The organism is Streptomyces sp. NPDC025806, assembly GCF_055558275.1.
This window is the reverse complement of record NZ_JBVHMU010000006.1, coordinates 298110-313182: the sequence shown is the minus strand read 5'-3', so window position 1 is coordinate 313182 and position 15073 is coordinate 298110. Positions and strand designations below refer to the sequence as shown.

The 15073-nt window shown below is 73.4% G+C and carries 18 protein-coding genes; 8 read left to right on the top strand and 10 right to left on the bottom strand.

Features of this window, described 5'->3' with window-relative positions; genetic code table 11:
- The first annotated feature begins 29 nt into the window (after positions 1–29).
- Positions 30–473: a Zn-ribbon domain-containing OB-fold protein gene (locus ACZ4E1_RS16920; RefSeq protein WP_467539867.1), complete on the top strand. Its 444-nt coding sequence runs from the start codon at positions 30–32 to the stop codon at positions 471–473.
- The gene (locus ACZ4E1_RS16915) at positions 470–1258 is read left to right on the top strand and encodes an enoyl-CoA hydratase/isomerase family protein (RefSeq protein ID WP_467539866.1); all 789 of its coding nucleotides are present in this window, start codon (positions 470–472) and stop codon (positions 1256–1258) included. The genes ACZ4E1_RS16920 and ACZ4E1_RS16915 overlap by 4 nt, the downstream gene beginning before the upstream one ends.
- Positions 1259–1291: 33 nt before the next feature.
- Here ACZ4E1_RS16915 and ACZ4E1_RS16910 read toward each other — a convergent pair whose 3' ends face one another.
- From ACZ4E1_RS16910 to ACZ4E1_RS16900, 3 genes are all read right to left on the bottom strand, one after another.
- A complete protein-coding gene (locus ACZ4E1_RS16910; protein ID WP_467539979.1) occupies positions 1292–1861 on the bottom strand; it encodes a hypothetical protein in 570 nt (189 codons plus the stop codon).
- A 41-nt stretch (positions 1862–1902) separates the two neighbouring features.
- A complete protein-coding gene (gene afsK / locus ACZ4E1_RS16905) occupies positions 1903–4281 on the bottom strand; it encodes a protein serine/threonine kinase AfsK (protein ID WP_467539865.1) in 2379 nt (792 codons plus the stop codon).
- Positions 4282–4443: 162 nt separating this feature from the next.
- Positions 4444–5196: a VOC family protein gene (locus tag ACZ4E1_RS16900; RefSeq protein WP_467539864.1), complete on the bottom strand. Its 753-nt coding sequence runs from the start codon at positions 5194–5196 to the stop codon at positions 4444–4446.
- Between the two features lie 162 nt (positions 5197–5358).
- Here ACZ4E1_RS16900 and ACZ4E1_RS16895 point away from each other — a divergent pair, with 162 nt between their 5' ends.
- On the top strand, positions 5359–6006 hold the full coding sequence (locus ACZ4E1_RS16895) for a TetR family transcriptional regulator (protein WP_188337529.1): 648 nt from the start codon (positions 5359–5361) through the stop codon (positions 6004–6006).
- A gap of 88 nt (positions 6007–6094) precedes the next feature.
- Here ACZ4E1_RS16895 and ACZ4E1_RS16890 read toward each other — a convergent pair whose 3' ends face one another.
- Positions 6095–6577, bottom strand: a complete 483-nt coding sequence (locus tag ACZ4E1_RS16890; RefSeq protein WP_467539863.1) for a nitroreductase family deazaflavin-dependent oxidoreductase — start codon at positions 6575–6577, stop codon at positions 6095–6097.
- The gene (locus tag ACZ4E1_RS16885; RefSeq protein ID WP_467539862.1) at positions 6577–7767 is read right to left on the bottom strand and encodes an acyl-CoA dehydrogenase family protein; all 1191 of its coding nucleotides are present in this window, start codon (positions 7765–7767) and stop codon (positions 6577–6579) included. Before ACZ4E1_RS16885 ends, ACZ4E1_RS16890 begins: the two co-directional genes overlap by 1 nt.
- Positions 7768–7869: 102 nt before the next feature.
- On the opposite strand from ACZ4E1_RS16885, the gene ACZ4E1_RS16880 reads away from it, so the two are divergent.
- From ACZ4E1_RS16880 to ACZ4E1_RS16870, 3 genes are all read left to right on the top strand, one after another.
- Positions 7870–9072 (top strand): thiolase C-terminal domain-containing protein, encoded by a 1203-nt coding sequence (locus ACZ4E1_RS16880; protein ID WP_467539861.1) that lies wholly within the window; start codon positions 7870–7872, stop codon positions 9070–9072.
- Between the two features lie 90 nt (positions 9073–9162).
- Positions 9163–9540: a type II toxin-antitoxin system RelE/ParE family toxin gene (locus ACZ4E1_RS16875; RefSeq protein WP_467539860.1), complete on the top strand. Its 378-nt coding sequence runs from the start codon at positions 9163–9165 to the stop codon at positions 9538–9540.
- Positions 9537–9875: an XRE family transcriptional regulator gene (locus tag ACZ4E1_RS16870; RefSeq protein ID WP_467539859.1), complete on the top strand. Its 339-nt coding sequence runs from the start codon at positions 9537–9539 to the stop codon at positions 9873–9875. The genes ACZ4E1_RS16875 and ACZ4E1_RS16870 overlap by 4 nt, the downstream gene beginning before the upstream one ends.
- 31 nt (positions 9876–9906) lie before the next feature.
- Here ACZ4E1_RS16870 and ACZ4E1_RS16865 read toward each other — a convergent pair whose 3' ends face one another.
- Both ACZ4E1_RS16865 and ACZ4E1_RS16860 read right to left on the bottom strand, forming a co-directional pair.
- The gene (locus ACZ4E1_RS16865) at positions 9907–10371 is read right to left on the bottom strand and encodes a hypothetical protein (RefSeq protein ID WP_467539858.1); all 465 of its coding nucleotides are present in this window, start codon (positions 10369–10371) and stop codon (positions 9907–9909) included.
- A gap of 28 nt (positions 10372–10399) precedes the next feature.
- The gene (locus ACZ4E1_RS16860; protein WP_467539857.1) at positions 10400–10753 is read right to left on the bottom strand and encodes a hypothetical protein; all 354 of its coding nucleotides are present in this window, start codon (positions 10751–10753) and stop codon (positions 10400–10402) included.
- A 325-nt stretch (positions 10754–11078) separates the two neighbouring features.
- On the opposite strand from ACZ4E1_RS16860, the gene ACZ4E1_RS16855 reads away from it, so the two are divergent.
- Positions 11079–11744 carry a pyridoxine/pyridoxamine 5'-phosphate oxidase gene (locus ACZ4E1_RS16855; protein WP_467539856.1) on the top strand — a complete coding sequence of 222 codons (666 nt, stop codon included), beginning with the start codon at positions 11079–11081 and terminating at the stop codon, positions 11742–11744.
- On the opposite strand, the gene ACZ4E1_RS16850 is transcribed toward ACZ4E1_RS16855, so the two are convergent.
- The 3 genes from ACZ4E1_RS16850 to ACZ4E1_RS16840 all read right to left on the bottom strand — a co-directional run bounded on the left by ACZ4E1_RS16850 (position 11722) and on the right by ACZ4E1_RS16840 (position 13619).
- On the bottom strand, positions 11722–12654 hold the full coding sequence (locus ACZ4E1_RS16850) for a GNAT family N-acetyltransferase (protein ID WP_467539855.1): 933 nt from the start codon (positions 12652–12654) through the stop codon (positions 11722–11724). The genes ACZ4E1_RS16855 and ACZ4E1_RS16850 overlap by 23 nt on opposite strands.
- Positions 12655–12750: 96 nt before the next feature.
- Entirely contained in the window at positions 12751–13170 is a 420-nt protein-coding gene (locus tag ACZ4E1_RS16845) for a Zn-ribbon domain-containing OB-fold protein (RefSeq protein WP_467539854.1), read from the bottom strand.
- Positions 13167–13619, bottom strand: a complete 453-nt coding sequence (locus ACZ4E1_RS16840; protein WP_467539853.1) for a DoxX family protein — start codon at positions 13617–13619, stop codon at positions 13167–13169. Before ACZ4E1_RS16840 ends, ACZ4E1_RS16845 begins: the two co-directional genes overlap by 4 nt.
- A 258-nt stretch (positions 13620–13877) precedes the next feature.
- Between ACZ4E1_RS16840 and ACZ4E1_RS16835 the strand changes: the two genes are divergently transcribed.
- On the top strand, positions 13878–15068 hold the full coding sequence (locus ACZ4E1_RS16835; RefSeq protein WP_467539852.1) for a flavin-containing monooxygenase: 1191 nt from the start codon (positions 13878–13880) through the stop codon (positions 15066–15068).
- Positions 15069–15073: the final 5 nt, after the last annotated feature.

The following is a 15073-nucleotide window of genomic DNA, read 5'->3' as shown; positions in this document are numbered from 1 at the left end:
AGCCGCTCCCGAACACAGAGGACCGACCCATGGCAGACGCTCTCCTCACCCCCGTCACCGACGACGACGGCGCACCCTTCTGGGAGTACGCCGCCCAGGGCGAACTCCGCATCCAGGCCTGCGCGAACCCGGACTGCGGCGAACTCCGCTTCCCGCCCCGCCCCTGCTGCCCCCACTGCCAGTCCTTCGACTCCGAGTGGCGGAGGATGAGCGGCCGGGGCCGCATCTGGTCGTACGTCGTCCCGCACCCCCCGCTGCTCCCCGCCTACGCCGCCCAGGCCCCCTACAACGCGATCGTCGTCGAGCTCGCCGACGCCCCCCGCATCCGCCTGGCCGGCAACCTGGTCACCCGCGCCGACGCCCCCCTCGACTCCGTCGACCCGGCGAAGATCCGCATCGGCGCCAAGGTGCAGGCCGTGTTCGCCGAGGTCGAAGGCGTGGTCGTGCCCCGCTGGACCCTGGAGCGCCCGTGACCGCGCCCGCCCCCCTGCGCGTCGAGACCGACAAGGAGACCGGCGTCGCGGTCGTCACCCTCGACCGCCCGCACCGCCACAACGCCATCGACACCGCGCTCGCCGACGCGCTCCGTGAGGCCTGGCGCGGCTTCCGCTTCGACGACGGCGTCCGGGCCGTCGTCCTGACCGGCGCGGGCGACAAGGCGTTCTGCACCGGCATCGACCGCGACGTCGACGTGCCGCAGCCCTCGTCCCCGTACGCGATGGACGACCCGCTGCTCACGATCGGGCCCAAGGCGAACGACCTGTGGAAGCCGGTGATCGCGGCGGTCGGCGGGATGGCCTGCGGCGGGGCGTTCTACCTGCTCGGCGAGGCGGACTTCGTGATCGCCGACGAGCACGCGACGTTCTTCGACCCGCACACCACGTACGGCATGGTCAGCGCCTACGAGGCGATGCACCTGGCGCAGCGGATGCCGCCCGGCGAGGCGGCCCGGCTCGCCCTGATGGGCCCGGCGGAGCGGCTCTCGGCGCGCAGGGCCTATGAGAACGGCCTGGTCAGCGAGGTGACCGAGGCGGGCGGCGCGGTGGCGGCGGCGACCCGCTGCGCGGAGGTGATCGCCGGGCAGCCGACGGAGGCGGTGCAGGGGACGGTGCGGGCGGTGTGGGCGGCGACCGAGGCGGCCCGCGCGCACGCCTTCGCGCAGGCCCCGCACCTGATCGCCCTCGGCAACCTGCCGCCCGGCCGGCAGGCCGAACTGTTCGCGTCCCGCCCGGCGGGCGGCGGGTTCCGGGTGCGCTGAGACGGGCGCTGAGGCGCGGCGCCCGGGCGGGTCCTAGCTCAGGACGTCGGCCTCGGGGTCGAGCTTGCAGTGGTCGACGTCGGCGGAGGACTCGCCCGGGCCCGCGTTCACGTCCACCTTCAGCCGCTTGCGTCCGTTGCCGGGCACGTCGACGTTCTCGTACTGCTCGCTGACGTCGATGCCGTACGCGTTGACGAAGTTGACGTGGACGGAGAACTCGGCGCTCCGGCCGTTCGGGTTGGTGACCTCGACGGTGGCGTACGGGGTCTTCCTGTCGGCGCAGGCGATCAGCCGCACCGTGCCGTCGCGGAGCTGCTTCGCGCGGCCGGTGGAGGTGGGCGTCGGCGTGGAGCCGTAGTCGGGGCGGCGCGTGTAGCCACCGGACGACGAGCCCGACGAGCCGCTGCCGTAGTAGTCGTCGTCGTCATCGTCGTCGTACCGGGACGACGACGAACTGTCGTGGCTCTGGCTGGAGCTGCTGCAGCCGCCCCCGCTCCCGCCACTGGACTTGTGGCTGCCGCCGCGCCCCCGGCCCGACGTGAACCCTGTCAGGACCATGACCACCAGGACCGCGAGCGCTGTGAGTTTGACTCCCCGTTTCATCACGCCGGGCACCCTACTACCGGGCCCGGCGGGTACAAGGGTCAGCGGCTGGTGCCCGTGCCCTTCTCCGCGTCCAGCGCGTACACGCAGCGGTCCTTGCTGCACGCGTACACGACGCCCTCCGTGACGACGGGCGTGCCGGTGATCTCGCCGCCGGTGGCGAGCTTCCAGCGCAGCCGGCCGTCGTCGGCCTTCAGCGTGTACAGCAGGTGGTCGGTGGAGCCGAAGTGGATGCGGCCGTCGGCGACGACCGGGGAGCCGACGATCTCGCCGCCCGCCTGGAAGCGCCACTTGGGGGTGCCGGTCACCGCGTCCAGCGTGTAGAGGCCCTGGCCGGAGCCGACGTGGACGTGGCCGTGCGAGACGAGCACCGGGTCGACGGAGCCGGGGCGCGGCTCGGTGGCGATGCGCCAGCGGTCGCGGCCGTCGGTCGCGTCGAGGGCGTAGACGGTGCCGAGGTGGTCGACGAGGTAGACGCCGCCGCCCGTGACGGCGGGTCCGGACACGTAGGCGGGCGGGCACAGGAAGACGGCGGGCGCCTCGAAGTGCCAGCGGACGTGGCCGGAGCCGACCTCGACGGCGATGACGCGGGTGCCGGCCGACACGTAGACGTAGCCGTCGTCGGCGGGGGTGACGCGGACGGGGACGCCGCCGCAGGAGGCCGCGTCGCCGATCGGGTACGACCAGCGCTCCTCGCCGGTGCGGGCCTCCAGGGCGCGCAGCCGGGCGTCCTTCCACACGTAGACGGTGCCGTCGTGGATGACGGGCCCGGCCTCGGGGGCCTCGAAGTCGGTCTGGCAGCCGGAGATCTCCCACAGCAGGTCGCCGTTGGCGGCCTCGCGGGCCTGGACGCCGCCGCCGCGGGTGGCGGTGACGACGGTGCCGCGGTCGGCGGCGAGGGCGTACACCCAGGCGTCGGTCTGGCGGCGCCACAGTTCGGCGCCCTCGCGGGCGTCGAGGGCCCACAGGGTGGGGCCGTCGGAGGCGTGGATGCGGCCGTCGGCGACGGCCATGGCCCAGGCGACGTCGCGGGTCTTGAAGCGGCGCCGGCCGGTGGCCACGTCCAGGGCGTGGACCTCGAAGGAGGTGACGTAGACGAGGTCGCCGGCGACCTTGGGGGTGCCCCACACGTCGTTCGACATGCGAAAGCGCCAGGGGCGCCAGCCGGCCGGGGCCTCGGGGGCCACCGGGGCGGGCACGCCGGAGTCGGCCGTCCCGTTCACGGCCATGCCCGTGGGGCGGGAGCCGCGTGACCAGGACGCGGCGAGGCCGTGCTCGGCGGGCGGCGCCTTCACGGCGGCGGCGCGGGCGTCCGCGACCCGGGGGCCGGGCCCGATCGGCACCTGGGCGCCGGCCAGGTGCACGGGCCCGTCGGCGCGGCCGGCGGATCCGGCGGCGACCGGCGCGGCCGACGGGTTCGGCCGCCAGCCGTCGGTGGACGGCGGGGCGGGCGGCTGCGGCGGCATCGCGGGCACGGGCGAGCCGTGGCCGGGGGTGCGGCCGGAGGGGCGCTTGATGACGGGGCGGCCGCCGCGGCGGGTCTCGATGAGCGCGACGGAGCGTTCCGGCAGCCAGGCGGAGGCGGTGCCGGAGTCGTCGCTGCCGGAGCCGAAGAGGTGCGGGGCGAGCTGGGCCTGGAGGTCGGCGGGCGAGGGACGCAGCGTCGCGTCCATCTGCATACAGGACTCGATGAGCGGGCGGAGCTCGTCGGGCAGCCCCTCCAGGTCGGGGCCCTCGCGCAGCAGCATGAACACGGTCTCGACCGGGTTGGCGCCGTGGAAGGGGGCGTGGCCGGTCGCCGCGAAGACGAGGGTGGAGCCGAGGGAGAAGACGTCGGAGGCGCCGGTGACGCTGCGCGAGTCCTTCGCCTGCTCGGGCGACATGTAGGCGGGGGTGCCGACGGCCACGTTGGTCATCGTGAGCCGGGTGTTGGAGACGCCGGAGGCGATGCCGAAGTCGATCACGCGCGGGCCGTCCTCGACGACCAGCACGTTCGACGGCTTCAGGTCGCGGTGGACGAGGCCCGCGCCGTGGATGGACTGCAGCGCCTCCGCGACTCCGGCGGCGAGCCAGCGCACCGCCTGGGCCGGGAGGGGCCCGCACTCGTTCACTATTTCCTCGAGGGAGGGCGCCGGTACGTAGGCGGTGGCGAGCCACGGGACGGCCGCGCGGGGGTCGGCGTCGACGACGGCGGCCGTGTAGAAACCGGACACCGCCCGGGCCGCCTCGACCTCGCGCGTGAAGCGCACCCGGAACAGCTGGTCCTCGGCGAGCTCCGTGCGCACTGTCTTGATCGCCACGCGCCGGCCCGAGGCCGAGCGGGCCAGATAGACCAGGCCCATGCCGCCCGCGCCGAGCCGTCCCAGGACCTCGAACGGACCGATCCGCCTCGGATCGTGCTGCGTCAGCTGATCCACCACTTGCCTGCCCACCTCCCCGTACGGGGCCTGCGCACTCACCGGCCCCCGCCAGCGTCTCACCACCGAAGCGCTACGGCGGCACGCACCCCGATTCTTCCTGTCCGGGGCGCCGGTTGCGAACCCGGGGGCACATCGGGGTGTCACGGGAGGATGCGGGACGTTTCAGGCGCGTTCCGGGTCCTGCTGTGGCGACTCCCACACCGGCGCGGCACCGGGCGCGTCACCGGCTGCGGGCGCGGGTTCACAGAGGGCGAAGACGGCGCCCTGGTCGTCGTGGAGCACGGCGAGCGGCCCGTACGGGGAGTCGTGCGGGCCGGTACGGACACGGCCGCCGAGCCGGACCGCCTCGGCGCAGGCGGCGGCGGTGTCGGCGCAGGCGAAGTGGGGCAGCAGCCGGGCCGGGGCCGCCCGCGGCACGGGTGCGGGGCTGAGTGCGCGGCCGAAGACCCGCTCGTGGAAGAGGGCGCTGCGGGCGGGGTCGGGGGTGTGCAGTGCGGCGTGGTGGAAGGTGCCGGGGTCGCCGGTGCGCTCGAAGCCGCGATGGGTGCCGGCCTGCCAGAGTCCGAAGGCGGCGCCCTCGGGGCCGGCGGCGAGGGCGACGGTGGCCTGGGTGCCGCCGGGCAGGGGGCCCGCGGCGATGCGTCCGCCGGCCGCTGTCACCCGGTCGGCCGCGGCGTAGGCGTCCCGTACGGCGAGGTGCACCCGCCAGCCGGTCGGGGTGCCGGGGCCGGCGGGGCGCAGGGCGGCGGCGGCGCGGTCCTGGCTGTAGGCGGCGGTGTAGTAGTCGTGGTCGGCGCCCGCGCCCTCGTCGAAGGTCCACCCGAAGAGATCGCCGTAGAAGCGCTTGCCCGCCTCGATGTCGGGCAGGGCCACGTCGGCCCAGCAGGGGGTGCCTTCGGGGAAGTCGGGGTGCATGGCGTCACGCTAACCACGGGGGTTCCCGCCCCGGTCCCCATATTCGAACGTATGGCCAATTCCGCTCGCTTCCGGCGCGTCATTTGACCGGGGGCGATGCTCCCCAACCCCATTTGCAGTCGGCCAGATCGCGCTCCGATCACCCCTCGGTAAGCTGACGGCATGACAGGACAAGTACGGACCGTCGACGGCCGTGTGGCCGGACGGCGTGGTCAGGCGACACGTCAGAAGCTCCTCGAGTGCCTCGGCGAGATGCTCAGCTCCTCGCCCTACCGGGACGTCAAAGTCATTGATGTCGCGCGCAAGGCGGGCACCTCGCCCGCGACCTTCTACCAGTACTTCCCGGACGTCGAGGGCGCCGTCCTGGAGATCGCCGAGCAAATGGCCACCGAGGGAGCGGGGTTGACCGAGCTGGTCGCCGACCGCTCCTGGGTCGGCAAGGCCGGCTGGGCGACCGCGCAGGAACTCGTGGACGGTTTCCTGGAGTTCTGGCGCAGGAACGACGCGATCCTGCGCGTCGTCGACCTCGGCGCGGCCGAGGGCGACAAGCGCTTCTACAAGATCCGCATGAAGATCCTGAACTCGGTGAACAACTCCCTCGCGGACGCGGTCAAGGAGCTCCAGGACAAGGGCAAGGTCGACAAGGACGTCAGCCCGGCCGCGGTGGCCGGTTCGCTGGTCGCGATGCTCGCGGCGGTCGCCTCGCACCAGAAGGGCTTCCAGACCTGGGGCGTCAAGCAGGCCGAACTGAAGCCGAACCTCGCCCTGTTGGTCTATCTCGGCGTGACCGGCAAGAAGCCGACGAGGTAACCTTCCGCGCCTTTTCCTGTCGTACGGCGGCGGTTCACGTGCTCGGCGCGTGGACCGCCGCCGTTGCCTTGGCGCAGGGATGACCGGTTCATCTGCGTTCGAGGCGGAAGAGCCTGATCTCGCGGTCGATCCGGGCCTGGTAGGCGGCGTACGGCGGCCAGAAGCGCAGGGCGGCCGTCCAGGCCTCGGCGCGCTCCTCCCCCGCGAGCAGCCGTGCGGTGACGGGGACGTCCTTGCCGCGCCAGTTGATCTCGACGTCCGGGTGGGCGAGCAGGTTCGCGGTCCAGTTGGGGTGGCCGGGGCGCCCGAAGTTCGATCCGATGAGCAGCCAGCCGTCCCGTTCCTCCTCCGGCATGCAGGCGAGCGGGGTGCGCCGGGGCAGCCCGCTCTTCGCGCCGCGCGCGGTGAGGATGACGCCGGGCAGCATCCGCGCGCTGAGCAGCACCTTGCCGCGGGTGAGGCGGTGCACGGCGCGGTCCATGACGGGGATGACGTGCGGGGCGATCCGGGCGAAGGTCCGGGTCGAGGACACCTTCTGGACGATCCGGGTCGCGGTGGCGGAGGGGGCCATCAGACGGCCACCTCCGCGCCCGCCTCGAACAGGGCGGCGGACTGCGCGGCGCGGGCCCGCAGCAGGTGCACGGGCCCGAAGAGCAGCTCGTCGCCGGTGGCGCGCTTCACGTAGAGGTGGGCCTCGTGCTCCCAGGTGAAGCCGATGCCGCCGTGCAGCTGGACGGCCTCGGCGGCGGAGGTGCGCAGGGCTTCGAGGGCCTGCGCGAGGGCGAGCCCGCCGGCCCGTTCGGTGCCGGTGCCGGCCGCCCAGGCGGCGTAGTAGGCGGCCGAGCGGGCCGCCTGGACCTGTACGTAGACGTCGGCGAGGCGGTGTTTGACGGCCTGGAAGGAGCCGACGGGGCGGCCGAACTGCTCGCGCTCCTTGACGTAGGCGACCGTCCGCTCCAGGGCGCGGTCGGCGGCGCCGACGGCCTCGGCGGCGACGAGGGTGGCGACCGTGTCGCCGGTGGCGGTGAGCGCGGCGGTCACGTCGGCGTCCTGCTCGCCCAGCAACTCGGCTTCCACGTCGCGCAGTTCGACGCGGGCCTGGGGGCGGGACTCGTCGAGGGCGGTCTGCCGGGTGCGGACGAGGCCTTCGGCGCCCGCGCGGACCAGGAAGAGCAGGGTGCGGGAGCGGGCGAAGCCGCCGGTGTGCGCGGCGACGAGCAGCAGGTCGGCGCTGTGTCCGTCGAGGACCTGGTCGGCCTGCCCGTACAGGCGCCAGCCGGCCTCGGAGCGGGTGGCCTGGACCCCGCCGGCCCGGCCGCCGCCGGACCAGTCGCCCGCGTTGTCGGCGACGAGGCCGAGGGCGGTGGCGAGGCCGGTGCCGGGGACGGCGAGCGCGGCGGTGAGGGCGCCGTCGGCGATGCGCGGCAGGACGGCGGCGCGCTGGTCCTCGGTGCCGAGCGCGGTGACGAGCGGGGCGACGACGCCGCTGGTCGCGAGGAGCGGGGTCGGCGCGAGGGCGCGGCCCAGCTCCTCCTCCGCGAGGGCGAGTTCGGTGACGCTCGCGCCCACCCCGCGGTGCGCCTCGGGCAGCGCGAGCCCGGGCAGGCCCAGTTCCTTGCCGAGCGCGCTCCACAGGGCGAGGTCGTGGCCGGACGGCGTGCGGGTGGCGGTCTTGACGTCGTCCGGGGTGCAGCGTTCGGTGATGAGTTCGCGCAGCGTGCGGCGGATCTGCTGCTGTTCCTCGGTGAACCTGGCGTCCATGCGGGCTCCCTTTCTGACGGGCCGTCATATTAGGACCGCGGGGCGCGCATGCCCAGACCCCGGGAGGGGGCGGATCACGGAATCTGATGTACCGTCAGATTCATGCTGACTGGGACGATCGACAGGAACGGTGGCAGCGGCACGGCCGGGCGCAGGGTGGCCGTCGCCGGAGTCGCCCTGTCCGACTGCGGACGCGTGGACGACGCCACCCCGTACGCCCTGCACGCGCAGGCGGCCCGCCGGGCACTGGCCGACGCGGGGCTCACCCCCGACGTCGTCGACGGCTTCGCGAGCGCCGGCCTCGGCACGCTCGCGCCCATCGAGGTCGCCGAGTACCTCGGCCTCAAACCCCGCTGGGTGGACTCCACCTCCGTGGGCGGCTCGACCTGGGAGGTCATGGCCGCGCACGCCGCGGACGCGATAGCCGCCGGGCACGCCCGCGCGGTCCTCCTCGTCTACGGCTCCACCGCCCGGGCCGACATCAAGGCGAAGCGCCGCACCTCGAACCTCTCCTTCGGCGCCCGCGGCCCCCTCCAGTTCGAGGTCCCGTACGGGCACTCGCTCATCGCCAAGTACGCGATGGCAGCCCGCCGCCACATGCACGAATACGGCACGACGCTCGACCAGCTCGCCCAGGTCGCCGTCCAGGCCCGGCAGAACGCGTCCCGCAACCCCGACGCCATGTTCCGCGACCCGATCACGGTCGACGACGTCCTCTCCGGCCCGATGATCGCCGACCCCTTCACCAAGCTCCACTGCTGCATCCGCTCCGACGGCGGCGCGGCGATCCTGCTCGTGGCCGAGGACCTCCTCCCCGACTGCGCGAAGCGGCCCGCCTGGGTCCTCGGCACCGGCGAGCACGTCTCGCACACCACGATGTCCGAGTGGGACGACTTCGCGGTCTCCCCCGCCGCCGTCAGCGGCCGCCTGGCCTTCGCACGCGCCGGCGTCACCCCCGACGACATCGACATCGCCGAGATCTACGACGCCTTCACCTACATGACCCTGGTGACCCTGGAGGACCTCGGCTTCTGCGCCAAGGGCGAGGGCGGCGCCTTCGTCGAGAAGGGCCGCCTCCGCCACGACGGCGAACTCCCCACGAACACCGACGGCGGCGGCCTCTCCGCCCAGCACCCCGGCATGCGCGGCCTGTTCCTCATGGTCGAGGCGGTCCGGCAACTGCGCGGCGAGGCGGGGGACCACCAGGTCCACCGCCCGGACGGCAGCCCGCCGGCACTGGCGGTGGCGTCCGGCACGGGGGGCTGGTTCTGCTCTTCGGGGACGGTGATTCTGGGGCGGGACTGAGCGCGCGGAGGCGCGGCGTCCCGCACCCCATCGAGTGATCACGAGCCGATCTGCACCGACGGGGTTAACACTTGCATTAACTTCCGCGCCATGGCTCAATGGGAAGTGATCCTCGTCGCCGAGGTGGCGGCCTGGTTCGAAGAACTGATCAAGACCGACCTCGCCACCGCGGACCAGGTGGAAGACGCCATCGACACCCTGGCCGCGTACGGCCCGACGCTCGGTCGCCCCCTGGTCGACCGGATCCAGGGATCGGACCTGCACCATCTGAAGGAGCTGCGGCCCGGCTCCTGCGGAGGGAGCGAGATCCGGATCCTCTTCGGCTTCGACCCGATCCGCAGGGCCGTCCTCCTGGTCGCGGGCGACAAGGCCGGAAACTGGCGGAGCTGGTACAACACCAACATCCCCGTCGCCGTCCAGCGATACCACGACCACGTCGCCGAGCTGAGTTCGAGGGAGTACGAATGAGCACCGTCAGCTGGGAAGAGGTCAAGCGGCGCGCCGAGGAGCAGCGCCGCGCCGCCGGTCTGCCCGTACGGTCCGCCGAGGAGAAGCAGGTGGCCATGGACCACCTCATCGCCGAGGTCAGGGCCTACCGGCTCGCGGAGATCCGTCGCGACCAGGAGCTCACCCAGCGCGACATCGCCGACTCCATGGGAGTCTCCACACCCAGGATCTCCGCCATCGAACACGGGGAGATCGACCGCACCGAGGTCGCCACGCTCCGGTCCTACGTGCGGGCACTCGGCGGCGAGCTCCGCGTCGTCGCCGATTTCGGGGACACGGAGTACACCGTGGCGTGACGGCGTGGGAGCGGGGCGATCTCCACCCGCGCTACGGCGCCGGCACCAAGACCTTGATGGAGTCGGCGTGCAGGTCGGGGGCCGTCGTCTCGCCGCCTGCCTGGGTGTCGTAGGTCAGGGAACCGGTGACCTCCACCTTCGCCATGAACGTGTCGCCCTCCACGACCTTCGCGAAGTCGGACGCGCGGCCGTCGAGCACGGTGTTGGTCGGGTACTCGTAGGTCTCGGCGTGCCGCACGCCGTCGACGTCGGCGAGGATCATCTCCGCGCCGGTGGCGGCGTCGGACTGGGTCACGACCCCGTAGACGATGTAATGCTCCCAAGTGTGCGCCTCGGGGTCCTTGGCGATCAGCGCCCACTCGCGAGCGGTGAGGTGTTTGTACTTGACCTTGACGGTGGGAGCCGCCGGCGCGGGCTGGGCCAGGACCACACCCGGCTCCACCGCCGGCCAGGCGGCCGCCGCGAGGACCCCCGCGGCCACGATCTGTTTCCTCATCTGCGCTCCCGATGCCGTGCGTTCGTCGTCAGGGGCGGCGGGCGAGCCGGATCACCAGGTAGGTGATGCCGAGGATGAAGTCGGTGGCGGCCCAGAGCACGATCACGAGCCATACCGCGATGGCCGTTCCGGTGTTCTGGGCGTCGTTGCAGGTCTCCGTGTCCAGAGTGCCGCAGTCCGAGGGGGTGCCGGCGCCCGAACGCGCACCGAAGATCACCCAGAGCAGGAAGACCACCTGCACCGCCAGGAAGAACCACATGAACCAGCGGTGCTTGCGGCGGGCCGGGGCGGCCTGTTGCGGCGGTGCGACCGGGGCCGGCGGCCGGGGCTGCTCAGCGGCCGGCTGCGGCCCCGCGACAGGGGGCTGCGCTGGAAGCTGCACAGTGGCGGGCTGCGACGGCTGCCAAGGCGGAGGTGGGGGGCCGAACTCCGGTGCCGTAGGCCGGGAAGCGGCGGTGGGATCAGTCGCGCTTCGCCATTGCGGGGCGGTCCATTGCTTGCGGGTCTTGTCGTGCGGACTCATGATGCGAGCCTTTGTGGCGTTTCGTTCAGTACCCCCGGGCCGCGCGCGTGCGTGCGTCAGCGGCCGTGCTCCGGCGTTCGCGCGGCGCCACCATTCCTGCGGCGCGACCGCGCCCAGAGCCGAGCTTATGCCCGGTTTATTCACATTTCCAGCCCCTGACGTACACGGGCGCCACAATTGCCCCATGGACAACGAAGCCCCCTCCATCGACACCCTCCTGCGCTCCCTCCGGGTCTGGGACACCGAGTTGCCCGTGTTCGACACCGCGTCCGCGCCCGATGAACCCGTCGCGCTCTTCGCCGAGTGGTTCGGTGCGGCGGTCGCGGCCGGGCAGGTCGAGCCGCACACGCCCTCGCTGGCCACCACCGACGCCGACGGGCACGCCGACGTGCGGGTCGTCATGCTGCACGGGGTCGATGAGGGTGCGTGGCGCTTCGCCTCGCACGCGGGGAGTGCGAAGGGGCGGCAGTTGGCCGGGACGCCGTATGCCGCGCTGGGGTTCTACTGGCCCGTGCAGGGGCGGCAGGTGCGGGTCCGCGGGGGCGTGCGAACCGGGACGGAGGGCGAGGCGCAGGCCGATCTGCACGCCCGGTCCACCGGCGCCCTCGCCTCCGCCCTCGTGGGGCATCAGAGTGAAGTGCTGGACAGTTACGAGGAGTTGGAGGTTGCTTCCGACGCCGCCTGGGAGCGGGCCCGGCGGGAGCCCGGTGCCGTCGCCGCGTCGTGGACCGTCTATGAACTCCTGCCGGACGAGGTGGAGTTCTTTCAGGGCGACGCCCGGCGACGGCACGTGCGACTGCGGTACCGGCGGGAAGGCGACCGCTGGGTCAAGGAGCTGCTGTGGCCCTGACGTCCCCCGCCGTGAACTCCCAGACCGCGAAGTCCCGTACGGGGCGGTAGCCGAGGCGTTGGTAGAGCGCGTTGCTGGTGGGGTTGGCCAGGTCCGTGAAGAGGAGGACCTCGGGGGTGCCCGCGTCCCGCGCCGCCCGGCTGATCTCCGCCGTCACCGCCCCCGCGTACCCGCGTCCGCGCAACTCGCGCGGCGTGTAGACCGGGGCCACGCGCACGCTTCCGGCGGCGGGGCGGGTGACGCCGGCCATCGACAGGGGCGTGCCGTCCTCGGCCTCCCACAGCAGCACGCCCTGGTAGGAGAGCCGGTTGTCGACCCACTCCTCTGCCTGCTCCCGGCTCGTCTGACCGCCGATGTGCGCGTCGTCGGCGAACTCCAGGAACCAGCGGACCACCAGTTCGCGGTCCGCCTTCCCGGCCGGCCGGGCCCGCCCCGGCGGCAGCGGGTCGGGCGGGGTCAGGTCCGCGAGCCGGAACAGCCGCTGCGCCATGATGCGTTCGGCCCGCCCCTCGGGGTGCCGCGCGCGCCACGCCTCGGCGACGACCGCGGCCGTCTCCTCCGTCCCGTTCACCCCCGTCATCGGCTGGTCCGGCAGCGCGTCCCCGAGCAGGGTGACGAGGGCGTGCGCGGCCTCGGGGCCGGGCAGCACGGCGTACGGCAGTTGCGGCGGCGTCCAGAAGAAGTACCCGGCGCAGCTCCCGTCGGCGCCCGGCCACACGCCGAAGGACGCGCCGGGGCTCGGCCGGTCCTGCGCCAGTTGTGCCGCGATCACGCTGAGGGCGACGGTGTGCAGGGCGGGGTCGGCGCGCAGGAAGTCCCCCGCGCGCTCCGCGAACTCCGCCGGGTCCCGGGTCAGCCACCAGCCGGACCACGGGTGAGGAAACGACGACTCTGTCGATGCTGAGGCCATGCGGCATCATGGCGGACCACCGCGAACCCGGCCACGGGGTTTACGCTCCGGCGCCGGTCCCGCACCCCCTCACGCCCGCCCCAGCCTCGATCCGCGTCACACCCCGGGCCGGAACACCGGCACCGAGAACCCCGCCCCCGTGTCCCGGAACGCGGCCTCCAGCTCCATCCCCACCCGCAGATCCGCCTCCGCGCACTCCACGACCTCGGTCATCATCCGGGGCCCCTCCGCGAGGTCGACGACGGCGGCGACGTACGGCGTGCGCGTACCGAAGGGCGGCAGGTCGTTGCGGTGCACGACGGACCATGTGTAGAGCGTGGCCCGGCCGCTCGCCTCCCGCCAGCTCCCGTCCTCGCTCCAGCAGTACGGGCAGAACTCGCGCGGGTAGTGGTGGGACCGGTCGCAGGCGGCGCAGTGCCGCACCAAGAGGCGGCCATCCGCCGCCGCGTCCCAGAAGGGGCGCGTGAAGGCGTCGGGTTCGGGCAGGTCGAAGCGGGGTGCGGCGGGGGCCGTCATGAGAAGAGTCCGATCGCGTGGTCGAGGGACCAGGTCTGCCAGGACACGGCGAACAGCGCGACGAGCGAGATCAGGCCCATCATCGCGTTCTGCCCCTGCTCGGCCCAGTCGTGGATCATGAGGACGAGGTACAGGAGGTTGAGCAGCAGGCCGCCCACCAGCGCGATCGGCGCCAGGAATCCGACGACCAGACCGAGCCCGAGGGCGAGTTCGGCGTACACGACGACGTACGCCATCGTCTTGGGTCGGGGCTTGACGACCACGTCGAAGCCGCTGCGCACCGCGTTCCACTTGTGCTTGCCGGCGACGTCGGCGGCCCAGGCGATCCCGGTCCCCCGCTCGAACCAGCCCTTCTTGTCCTTGTGCCGCCAGCTCTCCAGCCACCACAGGCCGAGGCCGATGCGCAGCACCGCGAGCCATTCGGCCCCGCTGAGCCCTATCGCGTCCATGTCGCTCCCCGCGTCGCCCGCTCCGCCACTCCACATTTCCTGACGGACCGTCAGTTCAGCGCATGGCGCGGCCCGCCCGCAAGAGTCCGTACGCGCCGAAGCCCGCGCACCACCCCCTTCCCCGCACCTTCACCGCCTCTTCCCGCACCCCCTCCCCCACTCCTCCACCGCCTTCACCCACGGACCGTGATCGATTCGCAACCGATTCCCCTCTTGACCGAGACCCATCAAGTGAAGGCGCGATTACGCTCCGATCACATGACCGCCCCCACTCCCCCTCCGGCCCGCAGCCACGAACGGCCACCCGTGTACGTCATCGGCGGCGGCCCCGGCGGACTCGCCGCGGCCGCGAGCCTGAAGGCGCACGGCGTCCGGGCCGTGGTGCTGGAGAAGTCGGACCGGGTCGGCGCCTCCTGGCGCACCCACTACGACCGCCTCCACCTGCACACCACGCGCCGCCTGTCCGGCCTGCCCGGACTGCCGATCCCGCGCCGCTTCGGCCGCTGGGTCGCCCGCGACGACGTGCTGCGCTACCTGGAGAAGTACGCCGAGCACCACGACCTGGAGGTCGTCACCGGCGTCGAGGTCACCCGGCTCGACCGCGCCGAGGACGGCTCCGGCTGGGTGCTGCGCGCGACCGGCGGGCGCGAACTGCGCGCCGCCACCGTGATCGTGGCGACCGGGCACAACCACACCCCGCGCCTGCCCGAGTGGCCCGGCACCGCCACGTACGGCGGCACGATCCTGCACGCCGCCGAGTACCGCGCCCCGGGCCCGTACGCCGGTCAGGACGTGCTCGTCGTCGGCGTCGGGAACACCGGCGCCGAGATCGCCGTCGACCTCGCGGAGGGCGGCGCCGCCCGCGTCCGGCTCGCCGTGCGCACCGCCCCGCACCTCGTGCGCCGCTCCACGCTCGGCTGGCCCGCCCAGCGCACCGGCATCCTGTGCCGCCGCCTCCCGGTCGGCCTGGTCGACCGGCTCGCCGCCCCCCTGGCGAAGCTCAGCGTCCCGGACCTGAGCGAGAAGGGGCTGCCGCGCCCGGACACCGGCCTGTACACGCGGGTGCGCGAGGGCGCGATCCCGGTGCAGGACGTGGGCCTGATCGACGCCGTGCGCGCCGGCACGGTCGAACCGGTCGCGGCGGTCGAGTCCTTCGACGGCGACGCGGTGGTCCTCGCGGACGGCACCCGCGTCACCCCGGACGCGGTGATCGCGGCGACGGGCTACCGGCAGGGGCTCGAACCACTGCTCGGCCACCTCGGCGTCCTCGACCCGGCGACGGGCCGCCCCCGCACACAGGGCGCCCGCACCCTCCCGGACGCCCCGGGCCTGTACTTCCAGGGCTACACGAACCCCATCAGCGGGATGCTGCGCGAGATCGCCCGGGACGCGGAGCGCATCGCCCGACGGGTGGGCGCCGATCCAGCGTACGGCGGGCGCGGGCGCTGACCCGG

Coding starts and splice junctions, on each gene's coding strand:
- ACZ4E1_RS16920 (WP_467539867.1), top strand. CDS start 30: ATGGCAGACGCTCTCCTCACCCCCGTCACCGACGACGACGGCGCACCC.
- ACZ4E1_RS16910 (WP_467539979.1), bottom strand. CDS start 1,861: ATGAAACGGGGAGTCAAACTCACAGCGCTCGCGGTCCTGGTGGTCATG.
- ACZ4E1_RS16900 (WP_467539864.1), bottom strand. CDS start 5,196: ATGCACCCCGACTTCCCCGAAGGCACCCCCTGCTGGGCCGACGTGGCC.
- ACZ4E1_RS16895 (WP_188337529.1), top strand. CDS start 5,359: ATGACAGGACAAGTACGGACCGTCGACGGCCGTGTGGCCGGACGGCGT.
- ACZ4E1_RS16890 (WP_467539863.1), bottom strand. CDS start 6,577: ATGGCCCCCTCCGCCACCGCGACCCGGATCGTCCAGAAGGTGTCCTCG.
- ACZ4E1_RS16885 (WP_467539862.1), bottom strand. CDS start 7,767: ATGGACGCCAGGTTCACCGAGGAACAGCAGCAGATCCGCCGCACGCTG.
- ACZ4E1_RS16880 (WP_467539861.1), top strand. CDS start 7,870: ATGCTGACTGGGACGATCGACAGGAACGGTGGCAGCGGCACGGCCGGG.
- ACZ4E1_RS16875 (WP_467539860.1), top strand. CDS start 9,163: ATGGCTCAATGGGAAGTGATCCTCGTCGCCGAGGTGGCGGCCTGGTTC.
- ACZ4E1_RS16870 (WP_467539859.1), top strand. CDS start 9,537: ATGAGCACCGTCAGCTGGGAAGAGGTCAAGCGGCGCGCCGAGGAGCAG.
- ACZ4E1_RS16865 (WP_467539858.1), bottom strand. CDS start 10,371: ATGAGGAAACAGATCGTGGCCGCGGGGGTCCTCGCGGCGGCCGCCTGG.
- ACZ4E1_RS16855 (WP_467539856.1), top strand. CDS start 11,079: ATGGACAACGAAGCCCCCTCCATCGACACCCTCCTGCGCTCCCTCCGG.
- ACZ4E1_RS16850 (WP_467539855.1), bottom strand. CDS start 12,654: ATGGCCTCAGCATCGACAGAGTCGTCGTTTCCTCACCCGTGGTCCGGC.
- ACZ4E1_RS16845 (WP_467539854.1), bottom strand. CDS start 13,170: ATGACGGCCCCCGCCGCACCCCGCTTCGACCTGCCCGAACCCGACGCC.
- ACZ4E1_RS16840 (WP_467539853.1), bottom strand. CDS start 13,619: ATGGACGCGATAGGGCTCAGCGGGGCCGAATGGCTCGCGGTGCTGCGC.
- ACZ4E1_RS16835 (WP_467539852.1), top strand. CDS start 13,878: ATGACCGCCCCCACTCCCCCTCCGGCCCGCAGCCACGAACGGCCACCC.